The 14,037-nt window shown below is 75.3% G+C and carries 11 protein-coding genes; 5 read left to right on the top strand and 6 right to left on the bottom strand.

Annotated features, from left to right (window positions below):
* Nucleotides 1–50: 50 nt before the first annotated feature.
* Both F8279_RS13890 and F8279_RS13885 read left to right on the top strand, forming a co-directional pair.
* Complete coding sequence (locus tag F8279_RS13890) at nucleotides 51–1,343, top strand: aromatic acid exporter family protein (RefSeq protein ID WP_091418264.1); 1,293 nt, start codon at nucleotides 51–53, stop codon at nucleotides 1,341–1,343.
* A 125-nt stretch (nucleotides 1,344–1,468) separates the two neighbouring features.
* A complete protein-coding gene (locus tag F8279_RS13885; RefSeq protein WP_151500154.1) occupies nucleotides 1,469–2,182 on the top strand; it encodes an RraA family protein in 714 nt (237 codons plus the stop codon).
* Between the two features lie 5 nt (nucleotides 2,183–2,187).
* Here the strand turns inward: F8279_RS13885 and F8279_RS13880 are convergent, their stop codons facing one another.
* The 6 genes from F8279_RS13880 to F8279_RS13855 form a co-directional block, all read right to left on the bottom strand.
* Nucleotides 2,188–2,814 carry a response regulator transcription factor gene (locus F8279_RS13880; RefSeq protein ID WP_091418269.1) on the bottom strand — a complete coding sequence of 209 codons (627 nt, stop codon included), beginning with the start codon at nucleotides 2,812–2,814 and terminating at the stop codon, nucleotides 2,188–2,190.
* Entirely contained in the window at nucleotides 2,811–4,028 is a 1,218-nt protein-coding gene (locus F8279_RS13875; protein WP_151500153.1) for a sensor histidine kinase, read from the bottom strand. The genes F8279_RS13880 and F8279_RS13875 overlap by 4 nt, the downstream gene beginning before the upstream one ends.
* Before the next feature lie 114 nt (nucleotides 4,029–4,142).
* Nucleotides 4,143–5,075, bottom strand: a complete 933-nt coding sequence (locus F8279_RS13870; protein WP_091418274.1) for a hypothetical protein — start codon at nucleotides 5,073–5,075, stop codon at nucleotides 4,143–4,145.
* A 105-nt stretch (nucleotides 5,076–5,180) separates the two neighbouring features.
* On the bottom strand, nucleotides 5,181–6,368 hold the full coding sequence (gene dinB, locus F8279_RS13865; protein ID WP_151500152.1) for a DNA polymerase IV: 1,188 nt from the start codon (nucleotides 6,366–6,368) through the stop codon (nucleotides 5,181–5,183).
* Between the two features lie 96 nt (nucleotides 6,369–6,464).
* Nucleotides 6,465–9,650 (bottom strand): penicillin acylase family protein, encoded by a 3,186-nt coding sequence (locus F8279_RS13860; protein ID WP_151500151.1) that lies wholly within the window; start codon nucleotides 9,648–9,650, stop codon nucleotides 6,465–6,467.
* Nucleotides 9,651–9,908: 258 nt separating this feature from the next.
* Nucleotides 9,909–11,042, bottom strand: coding sequence for an N-acetylmuramoyl-L-alanine amidase (locus tag F8279_RS13855; protein ID WP_151500150.1), 1,134 nt, complete (start codon nucleotides 11,040–11,042; stop codon nucleotides 9,909–9,911).
* A gap of 211 nt (nucleotides 11,043–11,253) precedes the next feature.
* Here F8279_RS13855 and F8279_RS13850 point away from each other — a divergent pair, with 211 nt between their 5' ends.
* The 3 genes from F8279_RS13850 to F8279_RS13840 all read left to right on the top strand — a co-directional run.
* The gene (locus tag F8279_RS13850) at nucleotides 11,254–11,700 is read left to right on the top strand and encodes a thioredoxin family protein (RefSeq protein ID WP_225853269.1); all 447 of its coding nucleotides are present in this window, start codon (nucleotides 11,254–11,256) and stop codon (nucleotides 11,698–11,700) included.
* Between the two features lie 114 nt (nucleotides 11,701–11,814).
* A complete protein-coding gene (locus tag F8279_RS13845) occupies nucleotides 11,815–12,255 on the top strand; it encodes a DUF4395 domain-containing protein (protein ID WP_151500149.1) in 441 nt (146 codons plus the stop codon).
* A 41-nt stretch (nucleotides 12,256–12,296) separates the two neighbouring features.
* A partial coding sequence (locus F8279_RS13840; RefSeq protein WP_151500148.1) for a hypothetical protein occupies nucleotides 12,297–14,037 on the top strand: 1,741 nt, incomplete at its 3' end.

Raw genomic sequence — 14,037 nt, 5'->3', positions numbered from 1 at the left:
CCGGGGGCACGGCCGACGATTCACCGGCCCGGAGCCGGGTAACCGCCGTCATGACCGACCGCCGCGCCGACACCGTCCGCTCGCCTCTGGACCGGGCGGTCGAGCGGGGCGGTCTCGCGCTCTCCCGGGTCCGCGACCAGGGTGGCGCGGCCGGCCGGAACCGGCTGCGCCAGCTGGAGATCACCGTGGTGATCTCCGCGCAGGCCGGGCTGGCCGCGGCGCTCGCCGCGCTGCTCGCCCAGGAGCTGCTCGGGCCCGGCGCGCACGTCTTCGCCCCCGCCGCCGCGGTCGGCACCATCGCCACCGCCATCGGCCAGCGCGCCCGCCGCACGTTCGAGCTGCTCGTCGGCGTCGGCCTCGGCATCGTGGTCGGTGACCTGCTGCGCGCGCTGCTCGGCAGCGGGTCCTGGCAGACCGGCCTGGTGGTCACGCTCGCCATCGCCACCGCGCTGCTGGTGGCCGGGCGCGGCGGCGCACTCGTCGGCCAGGCCGGCGGTACGGCGGTGCTGATCGCCACGCTCGCGCCGGTGCAGCCCGGCCTGGAACTGCCCCGCATCTTCGACGCCCTGGTCGGCGGCCTGGTCGGCCTGTTCGTGGTGGCGCTGCTGCTGCCGGTCAACCCGATCCGCGTGCTGGACCGGGCGGTGGAGCCGGTGGTCACCCGGCTCACCGAGCAGCTCGACGCCGTCGCCCACGCGCTGACCCGGCGTGACGCCGACGCGGCACAGCGTGCCCTGGATGACCTGCGCGGGATCGAACCGGACATCGGGCGGCTCAACGACGCGCTCAGCGGGGCCGAGGAGGTGGTCACCATCGCGCCCGCCCGCTGGCACCGCCGGGCCCGGTTCCGCAGGTACGCCGACGCGACCCAGCACCTCGAACGGGTGGTCCTGTACGCCCGCTCGATCGCCCGCCGCTCCGCCACCGCGCTGCAGTACGACGAGCCGATCCCGCCCGCCCTGCCCGACGCGGTGACCCGCCTCGGCCACGCGGTGCGGGAGCTGAAACGGGGCTGCAAGTCGGGGGAGGACCTGGAACGCACCCGGGAGCTGGTACGGCAGGGCGCCGAGCTGGCCGGGCGCGCGTGGTCGCAGGGGGTGCGCGCCTACGGCGAGGCGATGATCAGCGACCTGCGGACCGGGCAGAGCGAGCTGCTGCGGGCCACCGGCTGCCGGCCCGAGGACGCCAACGGCACCGTGCGCCGGGCCGCCGGTGCGGGGGAGGCGGAGGCGCGCCCGCCGGTCCGGGCCCGGATGAGCCGTCCGGTCCCGCGCCGGCCCGCCGGGCGGGGCGCGCCGGGGCAACGGCCGGACATGATTCGTCCGCCGACCCGCGTCGCCTGACCCGGCCCGGCTGCCCGCCTCCGTCCGGCCCGGCTGCCCTCTCCGTCCGGCCCGGCCGCCGGCCGCAGGCCACCGGGCGCCGACTGGCACCTGCCCGGAGCGGCCCGGCTGGTTAGCGTCGGCGCATGGACATCCGTCACGACGCGCCGGCCGCGCGTTTCGCCGCGCTGACCACCGCCCACGTCGCCGACGCCTGCCTGCGCGCGGGCGTACCCGTCCGCTGCGCCCCAGCCGCCGTCGTCCCGGTGCTGCCGGGGCGGCGCCTGGCCGGCCGGGTCCGCCCGGCCCGGCACGCCGGCAGCGTGGACGTCTTCCTGGAGGCGATCGAGCAGGCCACCGACGGGGACGTGCTCGTCGTCGACGACGCCGGCCGCACCGACCGGGCGTGCGTCGGCGACCTGGTGGTGCTGGAGGCGCGGGCCGCCGGCCTGGCCGGACTGGTGGTGTGGGGCGCGCACCGCGACACCGCGGACCTGGTCGCGGTCGGGCTGCCGGTGTTCAGCCTCGGCGCCACCCCGAGCGGGCCGCTGGAGCTGGATCCGCGCCCGGCCGGAGCGCTGGAGCACGCCCGGGTCGGGCCGTTCACCGTCGGCCCGCAGGATCTGGCGCTGGCCGACGACGACGGCGTGCTGTTCGTACCCGCCGACCGGGCCGGTGAGCTGTTCGGCCTGGCCGAGTCCATCCGGGACATCGAGCGGCGGCAGGCCGACCGGATCCGGGCCGGGGAGTCGCTGCGCGCGCAGGTCGGCTTCGGCGCCTACCTGGCGGCCCGGGAGGCGGACCCGGCGCTGACGTTCCGGGCACACCTGCGGGCGGTGGGCGGCGCGATCGAGGAGTGACCCGGTCAGCCGCCGCGCGCCCACAGCGCCAGGCGTACCCGGTTGGCGCTTCCGGTCTTGGTCATCAGGCTGGTGATGTGCGTCTTCACGGTGGTCACCCCGATGTGCAGCCGGTCGGCGATCTCGGTGTTCGACAGCCCGTCGGCGACCAGGTCCAGCACGTCCCGCTCGCGGGCGGTCAGGTCGGCCGTACGCCGGGGCGCGCCGGCGCGGGCGTGCACCGCGCGTTCGACGAGCCGGCGCAGGACGTCCGGGCTGAACGGGCTGTCGCCGGCGGCGGCGCGGCGGACACCGTCGAGCAGGTCGGCCGGGGGCGCGTCCTTGAGCAGGAACCCGCAGGCGCCGGCGGTCAGCGCGGGGTAGAGGTGGTCGTCGTCGCCGAACGTGGTGAGCACCATGATCCGGGTGGCCGGCCGGTCGGCGAGGATCCGGCTGGTCGCGGTGATCCCGTCGACGCCGGGCATCCGCAGGTCCATCACCACCACGTCCGGGCGTAGCCGGGCGGCGAGGGTGACCGCGTCCCGGCCGTTGTCGGCCTCGCCGACGACCTCGAGGTCGGGCTGGGCGTCGCAGAGCATCCGCAGGCCGGCCCGGATGAGGTGCTGGTCGTCGACCAGCAGCACCCGGATCACGCCGGCTCCGGCGTGCCCGCGCGGGGCCGGGGCGTGTGGTGGGCGGGCCCGGGCGGGGGCAGCACGGTCCGGACCCGCCAGCCGGACCCGGTGGGCCCGGCCTCCAGCCGCCCGCCGAGCACCTCGACCCGTTCCCGCATCCCGACGAGGCCGTGGCCGCCGCCGGAGGGCACCCCGGCCGGCGCGGCGCCCCGCCCGTCATCGGTCACCGCCCAGTGCACCGCGCCGTCGTCGACCGACACGGTCAACCGGGCCCGGGCCGCCGCGCCCGCGTGTTTCGCCACGTTCGTCAACGCCTCCTGGGTCAGTCGCAGCACCGCCTGGCCGCGTACCGCGTCGAGCGTGCCGACCGCCGGGTCGACGTCGGCCTCCACCACGACGCCCGCCTGCCGGGCACGGTCGACCGCCGCGCCGAGCGCGGCCGGCAGCGCCGACGGCTCGATGGCGGTCAGGGCGGCGTCGCCGCGTACGCCGTTCGGGTCACGCAGCACCGCCACCAGCCGCCGCAGGTCGGTCAGCGCGGCCGTGCCGGTGGCGTGCACGTCGTCGAACACCTCGCCGACCCGGGGGTCGAGGTCCGGCAGGACGTGCCGGGCCACCCCGACCCGCAGCACCATCGACGCGACGTGGTGCGCGAGTACGTCGTGCAGCTCCCGGGCGATGGCGCCGCGTTCGTCGGCGCGGGCCGCCCGGGTCTCCGACTCGCGCCGGCGCCGCTCCGCCTCGGCCCGCTCCTCGGCCTGCCGCCCCAGTTCCCGGGTGGTCCGCACGACCAGCCCGAGCAGCAGCGGCAGGCCGACGGTGACGGCCAGCCCGAACAGGCCGGTGAACGCCGCGCGGACCGGCACGCCGATCAGGTCGGTCAGGTCGACGGCGGCGAGGAGCCCGGCGCCCAGCCAGACCGTGCGCGGCCGGGTGGCCCGCATGGTCAGCTCCAGCAGCGCCCAGCTCGCACCGACCTGGTTGATCACCACGTCGTCGACCAGGACGAGCGCGGCGACCAGCAGGGCCGACTGGATCAGCAGGTTGAGCAGCGGCCGGCGATGGCACAGCAGCGCCAGCAGGAACGCCGGGATCGCCAGCGCCCACTGCGTGCCGGTGGCGGCCGAGCTTCCGTGCGGGCCGAAGACCAGGTAGCCGACGCCGCTGAGGTCCAGCAGCAGGATCCGCGCGAGCGTGTCGCGCGCGTCGAACAGCCGACCGACCCAGCTCACCGCGTCAGCCTAGGCAACCGGTAGGGCCGGAGGCCACCGTGTTCACCGGCTGCCGCCACCCGCCCGGCGGTCCGAGGTGGACCGCCGGGCCGAGCGGCCCGAGGACCGTGGCGCTCATCCGACCAGCACCACGCCGGTACGCCGGTTCCGGCGGGCCAGCACCAGCGCGGTGGCCGTCGCGGTGGCCGCCACCAGCACTCCCGCCGCGCCGAGCGTGAGCGCGTCCGGGGCCGCCAGCGGCTGGCCGCGCAGCGCCTGCCCGGTCAGCAGCAGCGTGAGCCCGGCGTACGCGGCCCCGCCGACGAGCACCAGCCGGGCCCGGGTCAGCTCGTCCAGCCGAGCGCCGAGGAACCGGTCGAGCAGGATCGCCAGCAGCGGCAGGGCCTGCAACGCGTGCATCCCGACGAAGTGCCCGACGCGCAGGTCGCCGCCGGTGGTGCTCCAGCCGAGCAGCGGCAGCCCCGGGCCGCCGTCGGGCACCCCGACGCTGTGCGCACCGCTGATCCCGGCGGGCGCGCCGGCCGGGCTCTGCGCCACCATCGGGAACGCGACGAGCATGCCGAGCAGGGACACGGCGAGACCGAGCCGGACCGCGTATCCGCCGGCCCGGTCCGGAAGAGAGCGGCGGGCCAGCACGACCGCCAGCACGAACTGGGCCGCGAACAGCACGGTGATCGCCACGCCCATGACGTCGAACAGCACCGCGTCCAGCGTGGTGGTGCCGTTGAAGTGGCTGGTGGTGCCGCGGAGCACCTGACCCACGATGACGACCATCTCCACCACGGACATGGCCACGATCACGGTGGCCGCCCGCTCGGCCGCGCGGCTGCGGCGCGGCAGCAGGGACAGCATCCAGGCCAGGGTTACGCCGTAGAGCACGAACGAGATCGCGAACTTCAGCGGCTTGAGCCAGATGGGCGCGCCGGTCAGCACGCGCGGGTCGGCCACGACGCCGGCCGCGGCGACGACGGTGAGCACCGCCATCGCGGAAACGAGGATCATCAGGGGGCGGTGCCATCCGGCCGCCCGGTTCCGCAGGGTAGTCATGCCTGTAGATGCTCGTGACGGGCCGGGCCGGTCGCGCCCGCCCGCGGGCCGCACTCGCGGCCACGGGTCGGAGCCCGTCTCCTACCGGGGGAGGAGGCCGGCCGGTCAGTCCGGCAGCCGGGGCATCTCGACGCCCGGGTCGCGGCCGAGCAGCACACCGCGGGTCAGCGCCCGGGAGCCGAAGCGGTCCCGTACCGCGTCGACGGCGGCGTCCAGCGCCGGGCCGGGTTCGGCGGTGAACGGCAGGGTGAGCTGGGTGTGCCCGCCGCCCAGGTTGCCCACCGAGACGCCGAGCAGCGTGACGCCACGTTCCGCGATCTGCGGCAGCGCGGCCCGCAGCAGGTCACGGGCGGCGGCCCGCAGCGGCCCGGTCTGCGCGGTCGGCTCGTCGAGCGTGTGCGACCGGGTGGCCCGGGTGTAGTCGGCGAAGCGCAGCCGCAGTGTCACCGTGCGGCCGGTGCGGCGGGCGGCGCGCATCCGCCCGGTGACCCGGTCGACCAGCCCGGCCAGCACCGCGTCGAGGTCGGCGGGGGAGTGCGGCCCGCGTCCCAGCGCGTGCTGCGCGCCCATCGAGGAACGGCGGCGGCCCACCTGCACCGCCCGGGGGTCACGGTTGCAGGCCAGGGCGTGCAGGTGCCGCCCGGCGCCCGCGCCGAGCAGCGACACCAGCGCCGGCTCGTCCAGCCGGGCCACCTGCCCGACGGTACGGATGCCGCGTTCGCGCAGCCGGGTGGCGGTGACCGGGCCGACGCCCCACAGCCGCTCGACGGGCAGCGGGTGCAGGAACGCCAGTTCCCGCTCCGGCTCCACCACCAGCAGCCCGTCCGGTTTGGCCACCCCGCTGGCCACCTTCGCGAGGAACTTCGTCCGGGCCACGCCGACGGTGATCGGCAGGCCGACCTCACGGCGTACCCGCTCCCGCAGCGTGGCCGCGACGGCGGCCGGCGCTCCGGCGAGCCGCCGCAGCCCACCCACGTCGAGGAACGCCTCGTCGATGCTGAGCCCTTCGACGAGCGGGGTGGTGTGCCGGAAGATCTCGAACACCGCCCGGCTGGCCGCCGTGTACGCGGCCATCCGGGGCGGCACCACCAGCGCGTCCGGGCAGAGCCGCCGCGCCTGCCGGCCGCCCATCGCGCTGCGAACGCCCCGGGCCTTGGCCTCGTAGCTGCACGCGAGCACCACGCCGCCGCCGACGATCACCGGCCGGCCACGCAGCCGGGGGTCGTCGCGCTGCTCGACCGAGGCGTAGAACGCGTCCAGGTCGGCGTGCAGGATGGTGGCCTCGCTCGACACCCGGCCATCTTCGCACACATGTTCGAGCGAGCGCGGCTGACCTGCCCGGACACAGGCGACCGGCCGGCGGGACACCCCCCGGCCGGTCGCGTGCGGTCACCGTCCGTAGACCTCGAACTCGTAGAGCGAGAAGCCGTACGAGGTGGCCCGCGTGACGCCGTACATCCGCACGTATCGTGCGCTGACCGGGGCGAACGTCACGTTGTCGACGCCGCCGTTGCCGGTGGTGGTGCTGAACACCGGCTGCCAGGAGTTGCCGTCACCGGAGATCTCGATCCGGTAGCCGGTGGCGTAAGCGGCCTCCCACCGCAGCACCGCCCGGCTGATCGTCCGGGCCGACCCGAGGTCCACCCGCAGCCACTGGTTGTCGTTGTAGCTGCTGGCCCACCGGCTGCCGAGACTGCCGTCGACCGCCTTGGCCGGGGTGTTGCTGGTCAGGAACTGGGTGCTGGACGCCGTGGCGGTGCGGCCCTGCGCCAGGTTGGTCACCGTGTCGCCCCGGCGCGCCGGGAACGAGACGACCTGCTGGTAGGTGGGCCGGTTCTGCCAGGCGATCAGCGGGTGGGTGATGCCGCCGAGCCCGGACTGGGCGATCGAGTCGGCGCACCACTGGTCGCCGGCCCCGCAGGACGAGTCGCCCGGGTAGACGGTGGTCGCCGGCACCGCCGCGGCCTGGCCGAGCGTGTCGAGCAGCGCCTGCCGGCACGCGCCGAGGTTGCCGTTGCCGCAGTACGTGCGCCCGAGCCCGCCGGCCACCGGGTCGCCGAGCACGGCCCGCAGGTCCTTGTCGACGTAACCCCACCAGCCGTACTGGAACGCCGAGCCCTTGTGCGCCTGCCCCTGCGACGCCCACTTGACGGTGCCGTCGCGGCCGCCGTTCTGGCCGCCGGAGGGCGCCTCGTTGACTTCGAGCGCGTCGACGAGCGCGCCGTACAGGTCGGGGCCGAGGCCGGGACGGAACTGCGCCGAGGCCAGCAGCGGCCACCACGCGTCGAAGATCCGGATGGCGTCGGCGTGCTGGTAGACCTTCGACCCGGGTGACGTCTCCACCCGCCGCGACCCGGCCTGCTGCCAGGCCCGCAGCTTGGTCACCGCGGCGGCCAGCGCCGGGTCGGTGACGGGCGTGCTGTCGAGCACCCGCAGCAGCTCGCCCAGCACCTGCTGGCCGCGCAGGTCGGTCACCGCAGCCTCGGCGGTGATCCGGACGATGTCGGCGCGGCCGACCTTGCGCTGGGCGATGGCCGCCTTCACCGGACCGTCGAGCAGCTGACCCCGGTGCACCGCGCCGTAGCTGAAGTTGCCGTCGGCCGCGCCGAAGTCGCGCGCCTGCTTGTTGTTCCAGCTGACGTAGTAGTCCTGGTTGACCGACTGCGGGTGGGCCGACGCCGGGGCGTACGTGGCGTCGTTGGTGTCCGGGTTCCAGCCGGCCCACTCGTACGCCGGCTCCGCCTTCATCGGCAGGTTCGGGTCGGAGGTGGACGAGCGCACCGGGTTCGACCCGGAGTTGAAGTACGCCGCCTCGGTCGAGTTGACGTAGAACCAGTTGAACGCGTACCCGACGCTGGCCGCGGACGCCTGGAACGCCGCCGCGCTGCCCATCGCCGCCGGGTCGTTGTACGCCTGGAAGCCGATCGCCGAGTCGGCCTCGTGCCGGTAGGTGGAGCGCAGCTTGGTGAACGCGGTGGGCTGGCCGTTGACCAGCCCTCGGTAGGACACCAGCCCGTACTTGGTGCGCAGCGCGCGCAGCGTGTACGCGCCGGCCGGGGTGGAGTCGGCGAGCGTCGGCGACCAGGAGTTGCGCTTCTCCAGCACCTCCATGGCCAGGCACTGGCCACGGTAGAGGTAGCGGTTGGAGCGTAGCGTCGGCGTGCTGCCGTCGGTGGTGCACAGCGGCACCGCGTATGTGTCCGTCAGGTCCTGGGAGGCGGAGGTGGCGCTCCACGCGTAGTCCTGGCCGCGGCCGAGCAGCACGTAGAGGTTCAGCCCGGCGAACGCGGCGCCGCGCGCGCTGATCCCCGGCCCCTGCAGTTCCTGGAGCATGAGCAGCTGCGGGGCGAAGTAGCCGGTCTGCGGGCCGAACACGGCCACCGGGTTGCCGGTGGTGGTGTGCCGGCCGGAGACCACGACCGCGTTGGACATGCCGTGCGACCGCAGGGTGGACAGGCCGCCGAGCAGGTCCTTGGTGGCGGCGCTGCTGCCGGTACGGGCGGCGGCCCCGCCGGTGGCGTCGTACGCGAGCGGCTCGGCGACCACGGTGCCGGCGTCCGGCAGCACCGCGCTGGTGGCGCCGGGCGGCGTCGCGCCGTACGGGAAGCTCTGCCCGTCGTGCAGCGTCAGCACGGTCTCCGGGTCGTTCTGCGAGCGGAACGCCGTCCAGACCCGGTCGCCCTCGGTCGGCCCGTACTTGGCCCGGGCGGCCACCCGGACCAGCGCGGACTGCACCTCGCTGCCGCCGCCTCCGCCGAACAGCCCGCCGATGACACCGGCGGTGGCGATCAGGTCGGTCATGGTGAAGTGCTTCGGCTTGCCGGCGCCGGTGAGCACGTACTCGCCGGGGTAGTTGTCGTCGGCGATCGACTTGTCGATGTAGGCGTTGATGCCGGCGATGTAGTCGGCCACGTCGGTGTAGAGCTGCTGGCCCCGGGTGCCCTTGAGGCGCAGCGCGTCCACCTGGGCCTGGAGGTCCGCCTCGGTGTAGGGCGAGTTGGCCCAGACGCTCTGCTCCAGTTCCCGGTTGCCGGGGGCGCCGCCGGCGAACGAGGTGACGTTGCCGCGGCCGACGTGCCGCAGCAGGTCCATCACCCAGAGCCGGTCCTGGGCGCCGGCGTACCCGGCGCCGAACATGGTGCCGGCGCGGGTGGTGCCGGTGACGTGCGGGACGCCGGTGGCCTTGTCCCGCACGATGGTGACGTCCGAACGCGGCGAGATCCTGCTCTCGACCTGCGCGTCGGGGACGCCGAACGAGGCGTCGTTGTAGAAGTGGGCGATCTGCTCGTCGGTCAGCCCGGCGTAGTTGTAGACCAGGTTGGCGTACTCGTCGAGCTGGTCGCTGGAGTGCGCGGGGCGGGTGCCGAGCGCCTGGTGGGCCAGGATGCCGGCGAGCGTGGCGTTGCCGTTCTGCCCGGGGGGCAGGATGTCGGCGCACTGGCCGAGGCAGTAGTCGTCGGGGGTGAACGTGGTGGCGGCGAGCGCCGGTGACGGCGGAGTGACGGTCAGGACGCTCGCGGTGAGGGCGACGGCGGTGAGCGCCGCGAGGCGGGCACGGATGGCGGGTCGTGGCATGGCGATCCTCCGGGGACGCGGAGCAGGGCCGTTCGGTACGCCCGGCTGACGGCGTCTCGGCCTCCGCGCCCGGGCGTCCTGCCCGGAGGTGAGAATGACTCATATCTATCTGCGGGCAATGATCGGTGCACCACTGCCGTCCGGGATAGCCGTCGTTCACCAGTCGTCAATGCCGACGTTTCGCCGCGATCCGTCCCGCAACGACGCGGTGGGGGTGGCGCCGTTGCCACCCCCACCGCTCTCCCCGCCGGTGCGCCGTCAGTGCTTGTGGAACGACTGGCGCACCACACCCCCCACCAGCGCGCACCAGGTAGTGGTGCTGATCTTGCCGTTGGGCGGTAGTCCGTGCAGGCGCTGGAGGTCCTTCACCGCCGTGCGGGTGGCGTGGTCGTACTCACCGGTCGCGGTGACCTCGGCGTAGCCCTTGGAGGCGAGCATGAACTGCGCGGCCGTCACCGGGACACCGGACGACTTCTGGTCCAGCTCCGGGGCCAGGGTCTCCCACGTCGGCGCCGTGAGCGTGGCGTCGACGTCGACCGGGATGCCGTTGCGCGCCTGCCAGTCCTGCACCGCCGCGACGGTCGCCGCGTCGAACACGCCGGTCACCGGCACGGTGTAGCCGTGGAACGTCAGCAGGTACTGCGCGACGCGGACCACCGGGCCGCCGACGAACCGCCAGATGTCCGGCCAGCGACGGGCCGGCACGTCGCCCAGGTCGGTGCCCAGGTTCTCGAACACGGCCCGGCGCAGCGCCGGGAACTCCCGGTAGAACATCGCGCCCGGGCAGAGCGTGGCGCGGAAGTCCCAGTGGCCGAAGATGTCGTGGGCGTGCAGCCCGTACTGCCGGCAGATCGCGGTGCACAGCCGGACCAGCCCGTCGAGCAGCTCCTCCGGTGGCGTCTCGGTGACGTAGGTGCCCTCGTTCTCGATGCCGATGGCCCGCCCGTTCTCGCCCGGGCAGTGCGCGGCGATCATCTGCCGGTCGCCGGCGAGCAGCCGGTCCAGGCTGCCGTGGCGTCCCTCCAGCACGTGACCGCCGCGGCTCACCGTGAAGTGCTGCCCCGTGTCGGACCAGCCGTTGCCGTCCATGTGCAGGTCCTGGCAGTCGCGGGCCAGCTGCTTGGCGTGCTCCTCGGAGTAGTCCGTGACGTTGGGGAACGCCATGTGGTGCACGATGATCTTGTTGGTCGGGATCGCGCTGACCGACAGCGGGTCGGCCGGCGGGCGGGCGGCCCACTCGTCGCAGCTGATGATCCAGTCGAGGTCCGCGCCCGGTGCGGCGTGCGCGGCGGCCGGCAGGGCGAGCTCGCTGCCGACGACCGCGACCGCGGCGGCGCCGAGGCCGGCCCGCAGCAGCGTACGACGGTCCAGCTCGGGGTGGTCGAAGTGCATCTCGCCTCCTCGATGGCCCGACCGGCGCCGGGCGATGTAAAGGAACTGCAGCAACTGCGCGCCTGGTGGAGAATATTGCCAGGCTCGCGCGTCGCGCCAGAGGACAAAAGCGACGTTCGTCGGCCGCTCCTACCGTCGGAGTAGGCGATCTCACGTCCGCTGACCGGGACGGACCATGGTCTTCCGCGACCTGCCGTGGCAGCCTGGGCCGGTGCAGTCGCCCAGCCTGACCGGGATCCTCGTGCTCGTCGCGGTGCTCGCGGCCGCCACCGCGTTCGGCTGGTGGCGCCGCCGCCACGACGGGCGGCTGCGCGCCGTCCGGAAGCGCCCATCGGCCGCCGACGCGCCGCACCGGGCCACCCTCACCGCCCTCGGGGTACGCCCCGGCGAGGTCACGCTGGTGCAGTTCTCCGCCCCGGTCTGTGCGCCCTGCCGGGCCGCCCGCCGGGTGCTCGCCGACGTCGCCGCCCGCCTCGACGGCGTCGCGGTGCGGGAGGTGGGCGTGGACGAACACCTCGACGCGGCCCGGGAACTGGACGTGTGGCGTACCCCGACGGTGCTGGTGGTGGACGCGGCGGGCCGCGTGGTGCGCCGGGCCGCGGGCGTGCCCGACCGCGACGACCTCATCGCCGCGCTCACGGCCGGGGCGGGGCGATGACCGGCGTACGGCTGACCCGCCGCCGGGTGGTGGACCACGGCCGGCTCGCCACGAGCCTCTGTGCGGCGGCGCGTCCCGCCTGACCGACCGCCCCCGCACGAACGGACCCACCCCATGCTGCTCGACCCCCGGGGACCGCGCTTCGCCGCCGTCCTCACCACAGTCGTCCTCGCGATCGTCCTCGTCACCGGCTCCGGGCTGCTCCTGCTCGCCCAGGCCGTGGTGTTCGCGCTCCCCGCCGTCAACCCGCGCCTCGGCCCGTACGGCCTGCTGTTCCGCGCCCTGGTGGCGCCCCGGCTGGACCCGCCTGCGGAGCTGGAGCCGGTCGCGCCGGTGCGCTTCGCCCAGGTCGTCGGCCTGGCCTTCAGCGCCGTCGGCGCGGCCGGCTGGTTCGCCGGGCTACCCGCGCTCGGCCTGGCCGCCACCGGCGCGGCGCTGGCCGCCGCCTTCGGAAACGCTGCGTTCGGGCTCTGCCTCGGCTGCGAGGCGTACCTGACGATCCGGCGGCTGGCCGGGCGCCCGCTCGCCGCCCGGGTGGCGGTGCCCCCGCGCTGAGGTTCCGCCCGTACGCTGGCCCCGGCGGACGGGGGAGTGGCATGGCGGGTCGCGGGCGGCTGGACCGGCGCAGCGTGCTCGTCGCCGCGGGTGGACTGGCGGTCGCCGGGATCGGCGTGCCGGTCGGGCTGGCCGCCACGAACGACCGGCCGCCGCCCCCGCCGCGCGGCCGCCGGCCGGTCAGCATGGCGATGCACCTGCACGCCTCGTTCAGCGAGGGCGTGGCCAGCTACGCCGCCCACCTCGACCAGGCCCGCCGCAACGGCGTCGACGTGCTCTGGTGGACCGACCACGACTTCCGGGTCGCCGCACACGACCACCGCCGGGTCGTCCACTTCGACGGCCCGGAGGAACGCGAGGGTGGCCTGGCCTGGACCTGGCAGCCGGCCACCGAGGGGCGCCTGCGCGCCTCGGCCGCCGACTTCGTGCAAGCGCCGGACGCCCTCGACGGCCCGGGCCGCGCGCTGCGTCTCACCGCCACCGGTTCCGGCACCCACTGGTACGCGGGCAAGGCGTGGAACTGGACGCACACCTCCAACATCTCCGACACGAAACTGCACCTCGACGTACGCCCCGAAGCGGCGGGCCGGGACGCCACGCTCACCGTTGAGGTCGCGCTGTCGCACCACCCGGCCGGGCCCGGCCGGCCCGCCGGACAGCTCGTGCTGCGCTACCGCCTCGGCGGCGTGGACGCGGTCCGGCACACAGTGGACGGCCGTCACGGCACCGTCGAGATGCCCGCCCCGGCCGGGGTCTGGCGGCGGCACACGTTCGACCTGCTCGCCGACGTACGGCGGCTCTGGCCCGGCCTGGTCGCCGGGGACAACTCGCTGCGCGGGCTGCGCCTCGGCGTGACCGTGTCCGGTGGCGCGCGCGGCGCGTACCTGGTGGACCGGCTCGTCTTCGACCGCGCCCGCCGAGCCGGCCAGGCGGGCGAGGAGTTGCGCGCCGAGGTGCTGCGCGGCTACGCCGGGGCGTACGAGGGCGTCACCCACCACCGCGCGTACGAGGTGTCGATGGTGCGGCACCTCAACTGGTTCGGCGGCGACGGCACGCTGCCGCGCTTTCCGTCCCCGCCGCACCGGGACAACGGCGTCGACGCCACCGAGGAGATGGTGCGGTTCCTGCACTCGCACGGTGGGGTGGTGTGCTGGAACCACCCGCTGGATGTGGAACGCCGCGAATCACTGGCCCGCCTGCTGGTGAGCCGCGACGCGCTCGGCGTCGACCTGATCGAGATCGGACGACGGCCGGCCGAGGACCACCTCTGGGCGTACGACGTGGCGGCCCGCAACGCGATCCCGCTCACCGCCGTCGGGGTCACCGACGACCACGACGGCACCGACTGGCGCGCGGGCCGGGACCGGAACATCACCTCCGTGTGGGCGGCCTCGACCGGCCGGGACGACCTGGTCGCGGCGCTGCGCGCCGGGCAGGCGTGGTTCGCCGACCTGGCCGGCTACCGGGGCGCGCTGGACCTGGAACTCGGCGGGCGCAGCGCCATGGGCGCGCTCGCCGTGCTCGCCGAGGACACCGTCACGGTGCGGTTGCGCGCCACCGACCTGCCCGCCGGGGCCACCCTGGAGACGGTCACCGGCGAGGTCGACCGGGCCGGTGTCGCGGACCCGACACCGGCGGTCCGGGTCGGGCAGGTCCCGTGGCGGCAGTTGCGGCAGGGCTGGCACGACCTGCCGGTGCGCGTCGGCGCCGGCACGTACGTGCGCACCCAGATCCGCGACCGCGACGGCGAGATAGTAGGCGCGAGCAACCCCCTCTGGCTGC

The sequence above is a fragment of the Micromonospora sp. AMSO1212t genome (genome assembly GCF_008868145.1).
Classification (GTDB): Bacteria; Actinomycetota; Actinomycetes; order Mycobacteriales; family Micromonosporaceae; genus Micromonospora; species Micromonospora tulbaghiae.
The sequence above is the reverse complement of the archived record's forward strand: the minus strand, read 5'-3'. Positions and strand labels throughout refer to the sequence as shown.